The sequence below is a fragment of the Lysobacter sp. KIS68-7 genome, assembly GCF_021284745.1.
Lineage (GTDB): Bacteria > Pseudomonadota > Gammaproteobacteria > Xanthomonadales > Xanthomonadaceae > Noviluteimonas.
Genome location: NZ_CP089925.1, coordinates 3,144,834 through 3,159,872 on the forward strand (window position 1 = coordinate 3,144,834; position 15,039 = coordinate 3,159,872).

At 67.8% G+C, this 15,039-nt stretch carries 18 protein-coding genes and 1 tRNA gene; 9 read left to right on the top strand and 10 right to left on the bottom strand.

Going from position 1 to position 15,039, the window contains the following annotated elements; all coding sequences use genetic code 11:
* Positions 1 to 60: 60 nt before the first annotated feature.
* Positions 61 to 1,563 carry an aminotransferase class III-fold pyridoxal phosphate-dependent enzyme gene (locus LVB87_RS15085; protein ID WP_232898778.1) on the top strand — a complete coding sequence of 501 codons (1,503 nt, stop codon included), beginning with the start codon at positions 61 to 63 and terminating at the stop codon, positions 1,561 to 1,563.
* 60 nt (positions 1,564 to 1,623) lie between these two features.
* Here the strand turns inward: LVB87_RS15085 and LVB87_RS15090 are convergent, their stop codons facing one another.
* The 8 genes from LVB87_RS15090 to rsmD are packed head-to-tail and all read right to left on the bottom strand — an operon-like array spanning position 1,624 to position 7,865.
* Complete coding sequence (locus tag LVB87_RS15090) at positions 1,624 to 2,622, bottom strand: TMEM43 family protein (RefSeq protein WP_232898779.1); 999 nt, start codon at positions 2,620 to 2,622, stop codon at positions 1,624 to 1,626.
* Entirely contained in the window at positions 2,619 to 3,509 is an 891-nt protein-coding gene (locus tag LVB87_RS15095; protein ID WP_232898780.1) for an MBL fold metallo-hydrolase, read from the bottom strand. Before LVB87_RS15095 ends, LVB87_RS15090 begins: the two co-directional genes overlap by 4 nt.
* Before the next feature lie 46 nt (positions 3,510 to 3,555).
* A complete protein-coding gene (locus tag LVB87_RS15100) occupies positions 3,556 to 4,137 on the bottom strand; it encodes a hypothetical protein (RefSeq protein WP_232898781.1) in 582 nt (193 codons plus the stop codon).
* Positions 4,134 to 5,861: a gamma-glutamyltransferase gene (ggt, locus tag LVB87_RS15105; RefSeq protein WP_232898782.1), complete on the bottom strand. Its 1,728-nt coding sequence runs from the start codon at positions 5,859 to 5,861 to the stop codon at positions 4,134 to 4,136. Before ggt ends, LVB87_RS15100 begins: the two co-directional genes overlap by 4 nt.
* A complete protein-coding gene (locus tag LVB87_RS15110) occupies positions 5,858 to 6,115 on the bottom strand; it encodes a YfhL family 4Fe-4S dicluster ferredoxin (RefSeq protein WP_232898783.1) in 258 nt (85 codons plus the stop codon). Before LVB87_RS15110 ends, ggt begins: the two co-directional genes overlap by 4 nt.
* Positions 6,116 to 6,170: 55 nt before the next feature.
* Positions 6,171 to 6,671, bottom strand: coding sequence for a hypothetical protein (locus tag LVB87_RS15115; RefSeq protein ID WP_232898784.1), 501 nt, complete (start codon positions 6,669 to 6,671; stop codon positions 6,171 to 6,173).
* 41 nt (positions 6,672 to 6,712) lie between these two features.
* On the bottom strand, positions 6,713 to 7,213 hold the full coding sequence (gene coaD / locus LVB87_RS15120; RefSeq protein WP_232898785.1) for a pantetheine-phosphate adenylyltransferase: 501 nt from the start codon (positions 7,211 to 7,213) through the stop codon (positions 6,713 to 6,715).
* A gap of 55 nt (positions 7,214 to 7,268) precedes the next feature.
* The gene (gene rsmD, locus LVB87_RS15125) at positions 7,269 to 7,865 is read right to left on the bottom strand and encodes a 16S rRNA (guanine(966)-N(2))-methyltransferase RsmD (protein ID WP_232898786.1); all 597 of its coding nucleotides are present in this window, start codon (positions 7,863 to 7,865) and stop codon (positions 7,269 to 7,271) included.
* Positions 7,866 to 7,892: 27 nt separating this feature from the next.
* On the opposite strand from rsmD, the gene ftsY reads away from it, so the two are divergent.
* From ftsY to LVB87_RS15145, 4 genes are read left to right on the top strand one after another with little or no spacing between them, the layout of a single operon-like run.
* A complete protein-coding gene (gene ftsY / locus LVB87_RS15130) occupies positions 7,893 to 9,053 on the top strand; it encodes a signal recognition particle-docking protein FtsY (RefSeq protein WP_232898787.1) in 1,161 nt (386 codons plus the stop codon).
* On the top strand, positions 9,050 to 10,291 hold the full coding sequence (locus tag LVB87_RS15135; protein ID WP_232898788.1) for a hypothetical protein: 1,242 nt from the start codon (positions 9,050 to 9,052) through the stop codon (positions 10,289 to 10,291). Before ftsY ends, LVB87_RS15135 begins: the two co-directional genes overlap by 4 nt.
* Positions 10,288 to 11,325: an A/G-specific adenine glycosylase gene (gene mutY, locus LVB87_RS15140; protein ID WP_232898789.1), complete on the top strand. Its 1,038-nt coding sequence runs from the start codon at positions 10,288 to 10,290 to the stop codon at positions 11,323 to 11,325. Before LVB87_RS15135 ends, mutY begins: the two co-directional genes overlap by 4 nt.
* A gap of 1 nt (position 11,326) precedes the next feature.
* Positions 11,327 to 11,599: an oxidative damage protection protein gene (locus LVB87_RS15145; protein WP_232898790.1), complete on the top strand. Its 273-nt coding sequence runs from the start codon at positions 11,327 to 11,329 to the stop codon at positions 11,597 to 11,599.
* A 3-nt stretch (positions 11,600 to 11,602) separates the two neighbouring features.
* Here the strand turns inward: LVB87_RS15145 and LVB87_RS15150 are convergent, their stop codons facing one another.
* On the bottom strand, positions 11,603 to 12,025 hold the full coding sequence (locus tag LVB87_RS15150; protein WP_232898791.1) for a DUF6491 family protein: 423 nt from the start codon (positions 12,023 to 12,025) through the stop codon (positions 11,603 to 11,605).
* Between the two features lie 152 nt (positions 12,026 to 12,177).
* Between LVB87_RS15150 and LVB87_RS15155 the strand changes: the two genes are divergently transcribed.
* From LVB87_RS15155 to LVB87_RS15165, 3 genes are all read left to right on the top strand, one after another.
* Positions 12,178 to 12,253: transfer RNA gene (locus tag LVB87_RS15155), tRNA-Phe, on the top strand.
* 231 nt (positions 12,254 to 12,484) lie between these two features.
* Entirely contained in the window at positions 12,485 to 12,829 is a 345-nt protein-coding gene (locus LVB87_RS15160; RefSeq protein ID WP_232898792.1) for a hypothetical protein, read from the top strand.
* Positions 12,830 to 12,833: 4 nt separating this feature from the next.
* Positions 12,834 to 13,079, top strand: a complete 246-nt coding sequence (locus LVB87_RS15165; RefSeq protein ID WP_232898793.1) for a type II toxin-antitoxin system HicA family toxin — start codon at positions 12,834 to 12,836, stop codon at positions 13,077 to 13,079.
* A 40-nt stretch (positions 13,080 to 13,119) separates the two neighbouring features.
* Here the strand turns inward: LVB87_RS15165 and LVB87_RS15170 are convergent, their stop codons facing one another.
* Entirely contained in the window at positions 13,120 to 13,368 is a 249-nt protein-coding gene (locus tag LVB87_RS15170) for a hypothetical protein (RefSeq protein WP_232898794.1), read from the bottom strand.
* A gap of 181 nt (positions 13,369 to 13,549) precedes the next feature.
* Here LVB87_RS15170 and LVB87_RS15175 point away from each other — a divergent pair, with 181 nt between their 5' ends.
* On the top strand, positions 13,550 to 15,031 hold the full coding sequence (locus LVB87_RS15175) for a DUF1254 domain-containing protein (protein ID WP_232898795.1): 1,482 nt from the start codon (positions 13,550 to 13,552) through the stop codon (positions 15,029 to 15,031).
* Positions 15,032 to 15,039 lie beyond the last annotated feature (8 nt).

Sequence of the window (15,039 nt, forward strand, 5' to 3'; positions counted from 1 at the left end):
ATCCCACGAATTCACTGGCTGCGCGGCCCCCCGCGCAGTTTTTCGTTGAGGCCCCCCGCCATGTCGAACACCCTGCTCGCCCCTCTCGCCCCTCTCCGCGCCCACGCCGGCAAGCGCCGCACGCAAGGCCTGGACGAGGCCACGCTGCTGCGCTTCGCGCCCAACCATCCGGAACTGGCCCAGGCCATCGCCGCCGCCGCCGAGGAATACGCGCGCATCCGCGGCGAGTTCGCCGACCTGCTGGACCTCGACGAAGACGCGCAGATCCGCGCGGTGCAGTCGGGCTTCGTCAACTTCTATTCGATGGACGCGGTGAACCCGTACGTCGCCCTCGCCGCGCGCGGCCCGTGGGTCGTCACGCTCAAGGGCGCGGTGCTCCACGATTCGGGCGGCTACGGCATGCTCGGCCTCGGCCACACGCCGGAAAAGGTCATCGAAGCGATGGCGCGCCCGCAGGCGATGGCCAACATCATGACGCCCAACCTCTCGCAGCTGCGCTTCGACCGCGCGATGCGCAAGGAAATCGGCCACACGCGCGGGTCCTGCCCGTACACCAAGTTCCTGTGCCTGAACTCCGGTTCGGAAAGCGTCTCGCTCGCCGCGCGCATCGCCGACGTCAACAGCAAGCTGATGACCGACCCGGGTGCGAAGCACGCCGGCCGCGCGATCAAGCGCGTCGTCGTGAAGGGCAGCTTCCACGGCCGCACCGAGCGCCCGGCGCTGTACTCGGATTCCTCGCGCAAGAATTACGTGCAGCACCTGGCCAGCTACCGCGGCGAAGACAGCGTGCTCACGGTGGAGCCCTACGACATCGACGCGCTGAAGAAGATCTTCAGCGATGCCGACACCAACGGTTGGTTCATCGAAGCGATGTTCCTGGAACCGGTGATGGGCGAAGGCGACCCGGGCCGCAGCGTGCCGCCTGCGTTCTACGCCGCCGCGCGCGAGCTGACGAAGTCGCACGGTTCGCTGTTCCTGGTCGACTCCATCCAGGCCGGCCTGCGCGCCAACGGCGTGCTGTCGATCGTCGACTACCCGGGCTTCGAAGGCCTGGAAGCGCCGGACATGGAAACCTATTCGAAGGCGCTCAACGCCGCGCAGTACCCGCTGTCGGTCGTGGCCGTCACCGAACGCGCCGAAGCGCTGTACCGCGCCGGCACCTACGGCAACACGATGACCACCAACCCGCGCGCGCTCGACGTGGCGGTGGCGGTGCTCGAGCAGTTCACGCCGGCGCTGCGAACCAACATCCGCGAGCGCGGCAAGGAAGCGATCGCCAAGTTCGAAGCGCTGAAGGCCGAACTCGGCGGGCTGATCACCAAGGTCCAGGGCACGGGCCTGCTGTTCTCGTGCGAGCTGGCGCCGCAGTTCAAGGGCTACGGCGTGGGTTCCACCGAAGAATGGCTGCGCGAACACGGCATGGGCGTGATCCATGGCGGCGCGAACTCGCTGCGCTTCACGCCGCACTTCGCGGTGGAAAGCGACGAGATCGATTTGCTCGTGTCGATGGTCAAGCGCGCGCTGGTGGAAGGTCCGCGCCAGCAGCAGCAAGCGGCGGCGTAACGCCGACTGCCTGCGAAACGAAAAGGCCGGGCATGCCCCGGCCTTTTTTGTTGCCCGCGATCAGGCCATCGCGCGCCACACCGCCGCCACCGCCGCGGCGAACAGCACGCCCCACGTCAGCGCGGTGCCGGTGAAGCGCCCGATCGACGTGCCCGCGTGGCGCGACAAGCCCCACGCGTGCAGCAATCGCCCGACGAGCAAAGCCGAACCGCCTGCAAGGATCCACGCCGGGGGCGCACCGGAGACTTCGAGCAAAGCCAGCAGCAACAGCGCCATCGGCACGTATTCGACGAAGTTGCCCTGCACGCGGATCCAGCGCGCGAGTTCGTTGTTCGTGCCATCGCCGAGGCCCGACTTCACGCGATAGCGGATGCGCGAGACCTGCGCGGACAAGGCCAGCAGCAACAAGGCATGCAGGCCGGCGAACAACAGCGTGAGCCGCGGCATCGACCATGTCGCGGGCCCCGTGGCCACGGGCGCCTGCGTCGACGCGAGCGGCATCAGCGGATCGCCCGCGATCGGGAACCACGTGCCGCGTTCGAGCACCACGCGTCCCTGCAAGGGCGGCAGCGTGAGTTCGCGCCAACCGATGCGCAGGTCGCCGATCTGCGGATCCAGCGGATTCTCGGCGCTGCCCAGGCCATCGCCTTCGGGCTGGAACGTCGCCGAGAGATTGCCCGGCAGCGCGGAGAAATTCGGGCGGAACGCGCGCCATTGGCCGAACTGTTCGATGACGCTGCGGTCCAGCGGCTTGTCGTCGAGCGTGACCTGCGTGGCGAGCCAGCGGCGTCCGCGCAAAGGGAATGCAGGATTGTCGTGGCCGGGTGCGTAACCGCCGGAGTCGATCGGCGTTTCGCTCCACACGCGTTCGTAACCGCCGTCGCGTGCGCGCCACTGGTACATCGCCACGCGACGCTCCAGGCCGAAGTGCCGCGCGCTGACGCCGAACTCGCGATCGCGCACCACTTCATCGGACACCGGCTCGCCTTCCTGCGCGCGCAGGGCCGCCGCCGCGAGCAACAGGAGCACCGCGACGATCCCGCGCCAGGCGATGCTCATGCGGCCAGCGCCCTCGCGTGCAGTGCCGGGGTTTCGTGGGTGGTGCCGAAGCGGCCACCGTCGTCGCGCGTCACCTGCGCGAGCGCGCATTCGGGGTCGTGGGTGAAGAACAGATGCACGTTGCGCGCGAGCTTGTCCTCCAGGAACGTGCGCTTCTCGTCGATCAGCAATTCCGCATTGCGGTCGTAGCCCATCGTGATCGGCACGTGCACCCACGGGCGGCCGGGGATCAGGTCGGCGCAGAACACGACGCCGCCGTGCGCTTCGCCCTGCACGCGATCGGGGCCCACGATCTCGGAGAGCAGCAGGCCCGGCGTGTGTCCGTCGCTGTAATGGAAGCGCACGCTGTCGCCGAGCGCCTGGCAGCGATCGCCGTCGACGATCTCCAGTCGGCCGCTGTTTTCCAGCAGGCCCTGCAACTCGGGGATGAAACTCGCGCGGTCGCGCGCGTGCGGCGCATTCGCGCGTTCCCAGCAGGCGCCGCTGACGACATAGGTGGCGTTGGGGAACAGCAGCGTCGGCGCGCGCCCTTCGGACCACGGCGCAAGCAAGCCGCCGGCGTGGTCGAAGTGCAGGTGCGAGAGGACGACAACATCCACGTCTTCATGATGGAAGCCCGCGGCCTGCAACGATTCCAGCAGCACGTGGCGATCTTCGACGACGCCGTAACGCTCGCGCATCTTCGGATCGAAGAACGCGCCGATGCCGGTTTCGAACAACACGGTCTTGCCGTTGAGCGGACTGGCCAGCAACGCGCGGCAGGCCAGCGCGATGCGATTGCCTTCGTCCGGCGGCGACCAGCGCGACCACAGCGCGCGCGGCGCGTTGCCGAACATCGCGCCGCCATCGAGCTTCTGCGAATTCCCGAGGATCGACCAGAGCTTCATGCGCGGATTCTAACGCCGCGCACGGGGGCAGGTCGCAATCGAAATGTTATTCGGCGGGGTCGGCGGACAGGTGGAACACGAAGGATCCGCCGCTCGGTTCGGGCGCCGCGACGCGGATCGGGCCGATCGCGCCGTTCTTCCCCATGCGTCCCTCGCCCGCCGCGTCCGGTGCGCCGCCCAGGCCGAGCAGGCGCCCGCGCCAGCCCTTGATGGTGATGCGCACGCCATCGCGGCCTTCCAGGCGCAGCGTCCCGCCTGCGTCCTTCGGCACCGCGACGTTGCGGCCGCCGGTGTCGTCCAGGTCGTCCTGCTGGAAGGCGAACAGCGCGTCGTCGTCGGCTTCCACCGTGAAGCGCCAGTCGGTGGTGCCCGGCGAGCCGTCGTGCTCCACCGCGATGCGATCGACGCCGACGTGCCAGCGATCGATGGCGCGCGGTGCTTCCTTCGCGGGCTTCGCTTCGGGTTTCGCCGCGACCTGCGCCTGCGTGGCCTGCGCTGCGGGCGCTGCGTTGCGATCGCCGCGCACGTTCACGTACACCGCGGTCAGCGAAGCGATGAGCGCCGCCGCGCCGGTGAGGATCGCCGGCAACTGGTGCATCACCGGCTTCTTCGGCGGTTGGTCGTTCACTTGCGCGCGTCCTTCGAAAGCAGCACGTCCGACTTGCCTTCGCGGCGCGGATCGCTGCCGCCCGAGAGCGTGTCCGTGCGGCGATCCCACTGCACGGTCTGCAGGTTGCCCCAGATCGGTTCGCCCGCGTTGACCGTATGCCCCATCGCTTCGAGCTGCTTCACCACCTCGGGCGACAGCGCACCGGCTTCGGCAGAGATCGTGTCCGGCATCCACTGGTGGTGGAAGCGCGGCAAGGCGGCGACCTGTTGCGGGGTGAGGCCGTCGTCGTAACCCAGGATGCCGAGCAGCACCTCGGTGATGATGCGGCTGCCGCCGGGCGCGCCGATCGCGATCACCTTGTCGTCGTTTTCCAGGAACGTCGGCGTCATCGAGCTCAGCATGCGCTTGCCGGGCTTCGGCGCATTCGCTTCGAAGCCCATCACGCCGAACGCATTCGGAATGCCCGGGCGCAGCGCGAAGTCGTCCATCTCGTCGTTGAGCAGCACGCCCGTGCCCGGCACGACCATGCCCGAGCCATAAAGCAGGTTCACCGTCTGCGTGGTGCTGACGCGGTTGCCTTCGCCGTCGATGATCGCGAAGTGCGTGGTCTCGTCGTCTTCCAGCGGCGCGGGCTTGCCCGAGAACAGGTTGCTCGGCGTGGCCTTGTCCGGATGGATCGACGCGCGCAGGCCGGCGGCGTAGTTCGGATCCATCAGGCGCGCGACGGGCACGTTCACGAAATCGGGATCGCCCAGGTAGATGGTGCGGTCGCGGAACGCACGGCGCATCGATTCGACGACCAGGTGCACGCGGTGCGCCTCGTCCATCGTGCGCAGGTTCCAGCCCGAGAGGATCTGCAACATCTGCGCGAGCGCGATGCCGCCGGAAGACGGCGGCGGCGCGGTGACGACTTTCCAGCCGCCATAGGTGAAACGCAACGGCTCGCGTTCCTTGACGTGGTAGGACGCGACTTCTTCCGCCGTCCACTTGCCGCCTTCGGCGTTCACGCCCGCGACCAGCTTCTGCGCGACGTCGCCGCGATAAAAACCGTCGAAGCCCTTGTCGGCGAGCAGCTCCAGCGTGTGCGCAAGTTCGGGTTGCCTGAAGATTTCACCGACCTTCGGCGGATCGCCATCGGCCAGGTACACCGCGCGCGTGCCGGCGTAACGTTCCATCACGTCGCGGCGCGAGGCGTAGCCCTTCGCCAGGCGTTCGTACACCGGGAAGCCCTCGCGCGCGATGCGGATCGCGGGCGCGAGCGTGGTGCGCAGGGGCAGTCGGCCGTACTTCGTCGACAGGTGCACGAGTGCCGCAGGCAGGCCGGGAATGCCGGCGGACCACGGGCCGTTTTCGGAGCGGTCGTGGTCCAGGCCGCCGGCCTTGTCCAGGTAGGCGTCGGCCGTGGCCGCTTCCGGCGCGGTCTCGCGCGCATCGACCATCACTTCGCGACCGGTCTTGCCGTCGTGCAGCAGGAAGAAACCACCGCCGCCGATGCCGGAGGAAATGGGCTCGACCACCGCGAGCGTTGCGGAGACGGCGACGGCCGCGTCGAACGCGTTGCCGCCTTCGCGGATCGCCTGCAGGCCTGCTTCCGTCGCGAGCGCATGCGCGCTGGCAATGACGGCGCCCGGCGGATGCGCGGCACGCTTGGCGGCGTTGGCGTCCGCGGCTTGCGCCCCGGCCACCCACCACGTCACGCACCACAGGATCAGGACGAGGATGCGCCGCGGGTGTCGCGTCATGCCGGGGGTCCTTGCTGGAGGCGCAGCAGCTTGGCGAGCAGCTGCTCCTCGGATTCGGGATGTTCGGGATCCGGATCGATGCATTCGACCGGGCAGACGACGACGCACTGCGGCTCGTCGTAATGGCCCACGCATTCGGTGCACAGCGCCGGATCGATCACGTAGATCGTTTCGCCCTGGGAGATCGCCTTGTTGGGGCAGACCGGCTCGCAGACGTCGCAGTTGACGCAGAGCTCGTTGATCTTCAGGGACATGGTCTTGCTTTCGCCGGAAGCGCGGCCGCCGGAGGGCGACCGCGCGTCGGGTGGATTACTTCGCTTCGACGAACACGTAGGTCACGCCGGCCGGCTTGACCGCCGCCTCGACGCGCGCGCTGTCGGCGGCCTTGCCGATGAAGAGGACCTTGACGCCCTTCATCCCGTTCGGCTCGACGTCCTTGAACGCGGTTTCCACGAGTTCGGCCATCTTGGCCGAGGCCGGCGACACGAAGGCGAGCATGTTGCCCTCGAGGATGCCGCGGGTGATGTCGGTCTTGACCTTGTCGAGCTGGGCGTCGTACTGCGCCTGGAAATCCGCGTCGCTTTCCTGCGGCAGGAAGTACACGAACGGGCTGTTGGTGACGCCGTCCATGTTGCGCTTCACGACGTCGGTGGCGTAGGCCTGCCAGGCGTTCGCATCACCGCTGGTGGGCACGGCGACCGGCGCGGCTTCCGCCTTGGCCGGGGCTTCGGCCTTCTTGCACGCCGCCAGGGCGAACACTGCAAGGAAGGCGATCAGGACAACTCGTGTGGTCGAAAGGAACTTGCGCATCGTGTTTCCCCTGGAAGTGCGGACAGTAGATTGCATGTGGATCAAGCGGAGGTGCGCTGCCATTCTGCCTGCAGCGCCGCGGCGACGGCCGGCGGCACGAATCCCGAGACATCGCCGCCGAGGCGGGAGATCTCGCGGACGAGCGACGACGAAATGAAACCGTATTGCTCGGCGGGCGTGAGGAAGAGCGTTTCGACACCCGGGATCAGGTGCCGGTTCATGCTCGCCAACTGGAACTCGTATTCGAAGTCGGACACGGCGCGCAGGCCGCGCAGCAGCACGCCGGCGCCGAGCTCGCGCACGAAATGCGCGAGAAGGCCGTTGAAGCCGCGGACCTCGACCTGGGGATGGTGCGCCAGCGCCTGCTTCGCGAGTTCCACGCGCAGCTCCAGCGACAACGCGGGCCCCTTGCCCGGGCTCTGCGCGACGCCGACGATCATCTTTTCGAACAGGGGCGCGGCACGGTCGACGAGGTCGACGTGGCCGTTCGTGATGGGATCGAACGTGCCGGGGTAGACCGCGATGCGGGAGGCCGCGCTCATTCGTTCGAAAGGGGTTTGGCGGAGTCGGCGAGAGTGTAACAGCGTTGAAACGGACTCAGCCGCGCCGATACAGGGCATAGCGCACATCGCGGGTCCGGCCTTCGCGATGCAGGCGCCAGCCGGGGGGCGGCGGCATGTCGTCGGTGGCGGGCGCCTCGACGTACAGCCAGGCGTCGGCGCGCAGGCGCGGCAACAACGGGGGCAGCACCCCGCCCCACAGGTTCGCGTCGAAAGGCGGGTCGACGAAGGCCAGGTCGAAGGACGCCTCGGGCTGCGCATGCAGCCATGCGAGCGCGTCGGCCTGCACGATCTCCGCGGCCTCCCCGCCTTCCAGCCGCGCGATGGTCTCGCGTAGGGTCGCGGCCGCGTCGCGGTCGTGTTCCACCAGCACCGCCTGCGCGGCGCCGCGCGAAAGCGCTTCGAGCCCGAGCGCACCGGTGCCGGCGAACAGATCGAGCACGCGCGCACCGGGCAGCATCGGCATCAGCCAGTTGAACAAGGTTTCGCGCACGCGATCGGAGGTCGGCCGCAGGCCGGGGCGATCGATCACGTGCAGCTTCGTCCCACGCCAGCGGCCGCCGACGATGCGCACGTTGCCGGTGTTGCCGCCGTTGCCGGGGCGTTTGGGGGCGGGTGGTACCATGCCGGCCATTCTCCACGATCGACACGCCGCGGCCGCATGCGCTGGTTCCGACGCAACAAATCCGACCAGAAGACCGGGTCGGACACCGCTCCGCCCGACGTCGAACGCGCAGCGCCCGAAGCGGGCGTGCCCGCCGTCGAACCGGTTGCGCCGGTCGAACCGGTCGAGCCCGACTGGAACGCGATCATGGGCGCGATGCCGGGCGCGAGCCCGACGCCGGACGCCGCCCCCGAACCCGTCTTCGTCCCCGCCAGCGCACCGCCGCCCGCGTCCCCCGGCAAACCCGGCTGGCGCGAACGCCTGCGCGGCAGCGCGTTCGCGAAAAGCTTCGGCGGCCTGTTCTCGCGCCACCCGAAACTCGACGACGACCTGATCGACGAGATCGAAACCGCGCTGCTCACCGCCGACGTCGGCGTGGCCGCGACCACGCAGTTGCTCGAAGGCCTGCGCCAGCGCATGAAGCGCCGCGAGTTCGCGAACGCCGAGGAACTCCTGCGTGCATTGCGCAACGAACTGATCGCGATGCTCGCGCCGGTCGCGCAGCCGCTGGTCATCGACACGAACGCCAAACCCTTCGTCCTGCTCACCGTCGGCGTCAACGGCGTGGGCAAGACCACCACCATCGGCAAGCTCGCGCGCCGCTTCCGCGATGAGAACCGCAGCCTGATGCTCGCCGCGGGCGATACGTTCCGCGCCGCCGCCGTGGCGCAATTGCAGGCCTGGGGCGATCGCAACGGCGTGCCCGTCGTCGCGCAGGGACAGAACGCGGATGCAGCCTCGGTCGCCTTCGATGCCCTGCAGGCCGCGAAGGCGCGCGGCACCGAAGTGCTGATCGCCGACACCGCGGGCCGCCTGCACACACAGCAGGGCCTGATGGCCGAACTCGGCAAGATCCGCCGCGTGCTCGGCAAGCTCGATCCCACTGCGCCGCACGAAGTGCTGATGGTCATCGATGGCACGACCGGGCAGAACGCACTCTCGCAACTTCGCCAGTTCAACGCGGCGGTAAACGTCACGGGCCTGGTGGTGACCAAACTCGACGGCACCGCGAAGGGCGGCGTGGTGTTCGCGCTCGCGCGCGAGTTCGGCATTCCGATTCGATTCGCGGGCATCGGCGAACGTCCGGAGGACCTGCGCGTGTTCGATGCGGAGGCCTTCGTCGACGCCCTGCTGCCGGAAGCGCTCGGCGCCGGATGATCGCCGGCCGCGCGCGCCGCCTCGTCTACGCCCTGGTGGCGCTGGCGCTGTTGCTGGCGCTGGTGGCGTACTGGGGCACGCGCCCGGAGCGCGTGTCCGCGCTCGTGCTGCATGAAATCGGCAAGGCGCTCGGCCTGGAGATCACGGCGACGGGCGCTTCGCGTTACGAACTGGACGATGGCCCGCGACTGGTCTTGCGTGATGTCGTTGCGCGCGAGCCCGGTGCGAAGGATGCGGTGCTGCGCGCCAAGCGCATCGAGGCCTGGGTGCCGTGGTCGACCGTGCAGTCGGGCGGCGCGGAACTCGCGTTCAAGCATGTCGAACTCGACGCGCCGGTGCTCGACCTGCGCGCGCTGCAGCATTGGCTGGCCTCGCGTCCTCCGAGCGAGCAGAAGATGCCGACCCTGTCCAAGGGCCTGCAGGTGCGCGATGGACAGGTGCTGGGCGATGGCTGGTCGATCGACGCGCTGGCGCTCGACGTGCCGCGCGTGCTGCCCGGACAGGCGGTGGATGCGCGCGTGGCCGGACGCTATGTCGATGCGCCGACGCAGGTGCCGTTCGCATTGAATATCGCGCTGTCGAAGCCCGCCAACGATGCCGCGCTCGCGGCGAACGGCACGATCACGGTACGGCAGCCTGCATGGCGTTTGGCGTCGCAGGTGCGACTGTCCGGCCCCTTGCACGTCGGCGACGGCGGTGCACACATCACGCCGCTGCGGATGTCGCTCGCATCGCGTTACATCGCAGGCGACACCGATCTGCCCTTCGCCTTCGCCGTGAACGGGCCGCTGCGCGTCGAACATGGCGCGGTGTCGCTCTCGCCTGCGGGCGTTGCGTTGCGCGGGCGCGGCGTGGTGCCGGACTTCGACGCGCGCGCAGCCGTCGCCTACACGCAGGCCGCGATGCTGCACCTCGCAGGCACGCTGAAACAGTGGCCGGCACCGTGGCCCGCGTTGCCGCCGCCGATCGGGCAATCGACGTCTCCCCTGCCCTTCGTCCTCGATTACGCCGGCCCGGTGGATTTCTCGGATATCGCCCGCCTGCAGGTCGCGCGCGACGAAACGAAGTTCGACGGCCGCTTCCGCCTGCCCGACGTGCTCGCATGGATCGATGCGACGAATGCATCGCCGTTGCCTCCGCTGGCAGGCCGCATCACGACGCCGCGCCTGGAGATCGAAGGCGCCACGCTGGAAGGCGTCGACGTGCATCTCGAAGATCCGTCGCTCGCAGCGCCATGAGTACCTACGCCAACTCGCTGCTAGCATGGTTCGACGTCTCCGGCCGCCACGATTTGCCGTGGCAGCACCCGCGCACGCCGTATCGCGTGTGGCTGTCGGAAGTGATGCTGCAGCAGACGCAGGTGCGCGTCGTCATTCCCTATTTCGAACGCTTCGTCGCGACGCTTCCCGACGTGCGCGCCCTCGCGGCCGCGCCGCTCGATGAAGTGATCGCCTTGTGGTCGGGCCTGGGCTACTACGCGCGGGCGCGCAACCTGCATGCGGCGGCGCAAGCCTGTGTCGAACGCCACGACGGCGATCTGCCGCGCGACCTCGATGCTTTGATGGCGCTGCCCGGCATCGGCCGCAGCACCGCCGGTGCGATCCTGTCGCAGGCCTGGGGCGATCGCTTCCCGATCCTCGACGGCAACGTCAAACGCGTGCTTGCGCGCGTGCACGGCATCGAAGGCTGGCCCGGCTTGCCGGCGATCGAAAAGAAGATGTGGTCGATCGCGGAAGCACAATTGCCCGACGCGCGCATGGCCGACTACACGCAGGCGCAGATGGATTTCGGCGCGACGCTGTGCACGCGCGCCGATCCCGCGTGCGTGTTGTGTCCGTTGCAACAGGCTTGCGTTGCGCTGCGCGACGGCCGCGTGGACGAACTGCCGACGCCCAAACCCGGCAAGCCCTTGCCCGAACGCCGCGCGCTGATGTTGTGGATCGAAGACGCCGCCGGCAACGTGCTGATGCAACGCCGACCGCCGACCGGCATCTGGGGCGCCTTGTGGTCGCTGCCCGAGCACGCGGATTTCGATGCGGCGCGCGCGTGGTTCGCAACGCAGGTGGACGCCGACTTCGATGCCGCCGAACCGCTCGCGCCCATCGCGCACGGCTTCACCCACTACCGGCTGCAGATCCAGCCCTTGCGCTGGCGCGCGACGCTGCCGCTGCCCGCGGCGGGCGATAATGCCGAGGAACTTCGCTGGATCGGTCGCGACGCCCTTGCCTCGCTCGGCCTGCCCTCGCCGATCCGCAAACTATTGGATGCCTGAAATGCCCCGCACCGTGTTCTGCATCGTCGACCAGATCGAGACCGACGGCCTCGACTTCGTCCCCTGGCCCGGCCCGCTGGGCAAGCGCGTGTTCGAACACGTGGGCAAGCCGGCCTGGCAGCGCTGGCTGGCGCACCAGACCATGCTGATCAACGAGAACCGGCTGTCGCCGCTCGACCCCAGGCATCGCGCAATGCTCGAGGTCGAGATGGAGAAGTTCCTGTTCGGCGGCGGCGCGGCGAAACCCGAAGGCTACGTCGCGCCGGAAGCCTGACCCTCAGGTCCTGATCGCGTCGCTCGACGCCTTGTTGGCCTCGCGTGCGGCTTTCATGTCGACCTGGCGGATTTCCTCGATGCGGCAGTTCATGCCGGTGCCGAAGCTCACGCGGTCGAACTTCTGCTGCACGTAGCCCGCGGTGTTGGTGATCAGCATCGTCGCCTTGCCGTTGTCGTAGTCCAGGCACGGGCCGTTGAGCGTCATCAGGTACACCTCGCTCGGGCGCATCGTGAGCAGGATGTGGTTCTCGTCCACTTCCTCCCACCCTTGCGGGCTGAAGTACGGGATCTTCCGCAAGGGCTCGCCGGCGTGCGCCTGGTAGAGCGCCAGGCGCTCCTCCCGCGGCATCGACGACGCGCATGCGGCCAGCGAGACCAGCAGCGCCGCGGACAACACCGTGGCCACGTTCCGAATGGTGTTCATGACGTCCTCTCTTCAGTAGGCCGGCCCGGCTCCGGGCCCGGCAATCGCATCTTGCGCCCGTTGGAAGCACGCGGACGCCGCCTCCCACACACCATTCAGCGAACATCCGGCTTGCCCGAACCCGGGCACGTCCGTATCATGCCGGGCTCGCTGGCCGGGTAGCTCAGTTGGTAGAGCAGGGGATTGAAAATCCCCGTGTCGGGGGTTCGATTCCCTCCCCGGCCACCATGCGAATACCGCGCCCCGCTTGGGTTTGAGCCTAAGCGGGGCGTCTTCGTTTGTGGCCGCCCACCTGCCGGGGTAGCACCGGGGTAGCACGCTCCATCCGACGGCCCGAGATGGCCGCCCCCACCCCCATGACCGCGTTCACTTGCGTTGAGGCGACCGTTTGCTACTGTCCGCGCCGGGGAGAAGGGGGAGAGATCGCTTCTAGGTCACAGGACTGGACGATCAAACAACATGCGCGCAAACCAGCTAATTCTTCGTTGCTACGCCGAACGCAGTGGTGACATTTGGAACGCCTACTGCCTGGACCTCTCGCTCGGCAGTCAGGGCGACACCTACGCGGACGCCCGAAAGAAGCTTGACGAACAGATCGAGGAGTTCGTCCAAGACGTGCTGACCGGCGAGGATCGCCCGCATGCGGTGTACTTGCTTTCTCGCAGGGCTCCCCTCCCGATGTGGCTGAAGTACTACGCCATAAAGGCACTGATCGTGGTGATCCACGCATTCGGACTTCACGCTCCGACGTCGCGCAAGCGATTCAAGGAAGTGCTGCCTCTAGCCCCGGCGCATTGCAACTAAACGCATGGGGACACGCGAGAGACCCGTCAAGGATGACGAGTTCAAGCGTGTCCTGTCCCACCTTGGGTTCACCTGTCGCCCGAAATCGGGCACGTCCCACGAGCAATGGGTGAAAGGAGAAGGGCGCGACTTCCGGCGGGTCACGGTCGATGCGCACCATGCACCGTACAGCCGCGGGCTGCTGAAGCTCATGCTGCATCAGGCCGGCCTGTCCAAGCGCGATTTCTTCGCGATCCTTGAGCGCCTCTGAGCCGGAACGACGCGCACGCTCGCACTGAGATCGCCACGCACTAGGGGGCCGTCAGCATGGCCGCCAGCCAATCCTCGACGGCCTCGATCGCTTGGGTCTCTGACGCGCACCAGATGCGCGCGCGCACCCGGTCATCGTGGAGGCCGAGCACTGCCACCCACTGTTCGCCTTCCATGCCTGCCACGCATGCGATCAACTGTCCGCGCTCGCCGCCGCGCCGAAGGTGTAGGCCGGTGAGGCCCAACTCCGTTGGGCCGACGACGTACCACTTGAACTCCGAAAGGTTCATGCCTTGTCCACCACCGCTAGCTCTCCGGGGCAGGGTCTCGCAGGTGCGCCCTGGAATCTGGGAGTGTCGGCTTTGGCCGAATCGGTCATTCACCGCACCCTAACTCCCCTACGCGCATATCGGCCCGGCCTTGCTTCGGCTCCGAGTCTGGGCCTGAACGGTGGGGTATCGGAGCGGAGCCATGAAGCGAATCGGGTCCTTGGTAGTGCTCGTACTCGTCGCTGCGGGATGTCAGCGGCCGCCGGCTCAGCCGTCCGTCTCCAACCCGCCCGCGAAGGCGAATACGACCGGCCCGCAGGTGGTCGAAACGCGGATCGGAAAACTCGAGTTCACGCACGACTTCGCCAACGGCTACCCCACCGACGCCACCATCGACAAGCTCTACGACGAGCGTGATTTCCAACGCGCGTGCCAGGCCTATCTGTGGTCCCTTCCGGCGGTCTCGTTCACCGCGTGGCAGCGCGGCATCAACACACAGCTCGGTGCCAAGAACGGCCAGATCGTCTCCATCCTGTCGTATGAAGCCAGACGCGGCATCCTCACCGCCAATGCCACCACGCCGTACTACTTGGGCTTTGCCGATCTCTCACCGGGCCCGTTGGTCATGGTGATGCCGGCGCAAGGGGTGCAAGGTGGCATCAGCGACGCTTGGCAGGCTGCGCTTCCCGGAGCCGAAGGGCCCGGCACCTATCTCGTGCTGGGGCCCGGGCAGGAAGAGCCGAAGAATGTCGCCGGCTACAAGGTGTTGCACGCGCCGACGTTCAACATTTTCCTGGGCGTGCGATTGACCGAGCCCGACCCCCAGATGGCGCAGCAGGCCCTCGCGCAGTTGCAGATGTATCCCTACGCGCAACGCAACAACCCGCCGAAGTTGCAGATTCTCGAAGCGGGCAACAGGGAATGGAGCGGTCTGCCGCCGCGCGGGATGGCGTATTGGCAGCGGCTCGACGATGTCATCCAGCGTGAACCCGTTGCGCCGCGCGACATCCTGTTCCATGCGATGTTGCGCCCGCTCGGATTGGAAAAGGGAAAACCGTTCAAGCCGAACGCGCGGCAGACCCGCATCCTGACCGAGGCGGCGCTGGTCGGCGAAGCCATGGCAAAGGCCAACACTGCCGACCGCCGCTTCGCCGACGTGAAGTACCGCAAGGACGCGCACTGGGACTTCGCGCTGCAACTCGACGCCGACAATCCCGACGCATTCTGGGACCTGCTCGACGAGCGCGCGTCCTGGTTCTACGAAGCCGTGGGTGCGGGGCCGTCGATGGCGCCCAAGCGCCCTGGCCCGTCGTCGGCCTACCTCAGCGCGTACAGGGACAAGGCGGGCAAGTGGCTCGATGGCGGCACGTCCTACCGTCTCCGGGTGCCGCCCAATGCACCGATCAAGCTGTTCTGGTCGGTGACCGTGTACGACGTCGACACGCGCGCGCTGATCCTCAACGAACAGAAGATCGCAGATCGCTCCTCGCGCATGGACCTGCGCAAGAACGACGACGGTTCGGTGGACATCTATGTCGGACCTAAGGCGCCACCCGGCTTCGAGAAGAACTGGATTCCGACGGTGCCCGGCAGGAACTGGTTCGCGTATTTCCGGTTCTACCAGCCGACCGAAGCGTTCTTCGATCGGTCATGGCCGCTGCCTGACTTCGAGGCGGTTCGATAAAAACCTAG

Excerpts from the sequence above, each read along its gene's own strand:
- mutY (WP_232898789.1), top strand. The coding sequence starts at position 10,288 with ATGAGTACCTACGCCAACTCGCTGCTAGCATGGTTCGACGTCTCCGGC.
- LVB87_RS15135 (WP_232898788.1), top strand. The coding sequence starts at position 9,050 with ATGATCGCCGGCCGCGCGCGCCGCCTCGTCTACGCCCTGGTGGCGCTG.
- coaD (WP_232898785.1), bottom strand. The coding sequence starts at position 7,213 with ATGAGCGCGGCCTCCCGCATCGCGGTCTACCCCGGCACGTTCGATCCC.
- LVB87_RS15160 (WP_232898792.1), top strand. The coding sequence starts at position 12,485 with ATGCGCGCAAACCAGCTAATTCTTCGTTGCTACGCCGAACGCAGTGGT.
- LVB87_RS15115 (WP_232898784.1), bottom strand. The coding sequence starts at position 6,671 with ATGCGCAAGTTCCTTTCGACCACACGAGTTGTCCTGATCGCCTTCCTT.
- LVB87_RS15150 (WP_232898791.1), bottom strand. The coding sequence starts at position 12,025 with ATGAACACCATTCGGAACGTGGCCACGGTGTTGTCCGCGGCGCTGCTG.
- LVB87_RS15090 (WP_232898779.1), bottom strand. The coding sequence starts at position 2,622 with ATGAGCATCGCCTGGCGCGGGATCGTCGCGGTGCTCCTGTTGCTCGCG.
- LVB87_RS15170 (WP_232898794.1), bottom strand. The coding sequence starts at position 13,368 with ATGAACCTTTCGGAGTTCAAGTGGTACGTCGTCGGCCCAACGGAGTTG.
- ftsY (WP_232898787.1), top strand. The coding sequence starts at position 7,893 with ATGCGCTGGTTCCGACGCAACAAATCCGACCAGAAGACCGGGTCGGAC.
- LVB87_RS15095 (WP_232898780.1), bottom strand. The coding sequence starts at position 3,509 with ATGAAGCTCTGGTCGATCCTCGGGAATTCGCAGAAGCTCGATGGCGGC.
- ggt (WP_232898782.1), bottom strand. The coding sequence starts at position 5,861 with ATGACGCGACACCCGCGGCGCATCCTCGTCCTGATCCTGTGGTGCGTG.
- LVB87_RS15145 (WP_232898790.1), top strand. The coding sequence starts at position 11,327 with ATGCCCCGCACCGTGTTCTGCATCGTCGACCAGATCGAGACCGACGGC.
- LVB87_RS15110 (WP_232898783.1), bottom strand. The coding sequence starts at position 6,115 with ATGTCCCTGAAGATCAACGAGCTCTGCGTCAACTGCGACGTCTGCGAG.
- rsmD (WP_232898786.1), bottom strand. The coding sequence starts at position 7,865 with ATGGCCGGCATGGTACCACCCGCCCCCAAACGCCCCGGCAACGGCGGC.
- LVB87_RS15175 (WP_232898795.1), top strand. The coding sequence starts at position 13,550 with ATGAAGCGAATCGGGTCCTTGGTAGTGCTCGTACTCGTCGCTGCGGGA.
- LVB87_RS15165 (WP_232898793.1), top strand. The coding sequence starts at position 12,834 with ATGGGGACACGCGAGAGACCCGTCAAGGATGACGAGTTCAAGCGTGTC.
- LVB87_RS15085 (WP_232898778.1), top strand. The coding sequence starts at position 61 with ATGTCGAACACCCTGCTCGCCCCTCTCGCCCCTCTCCGCGCCCACGCC.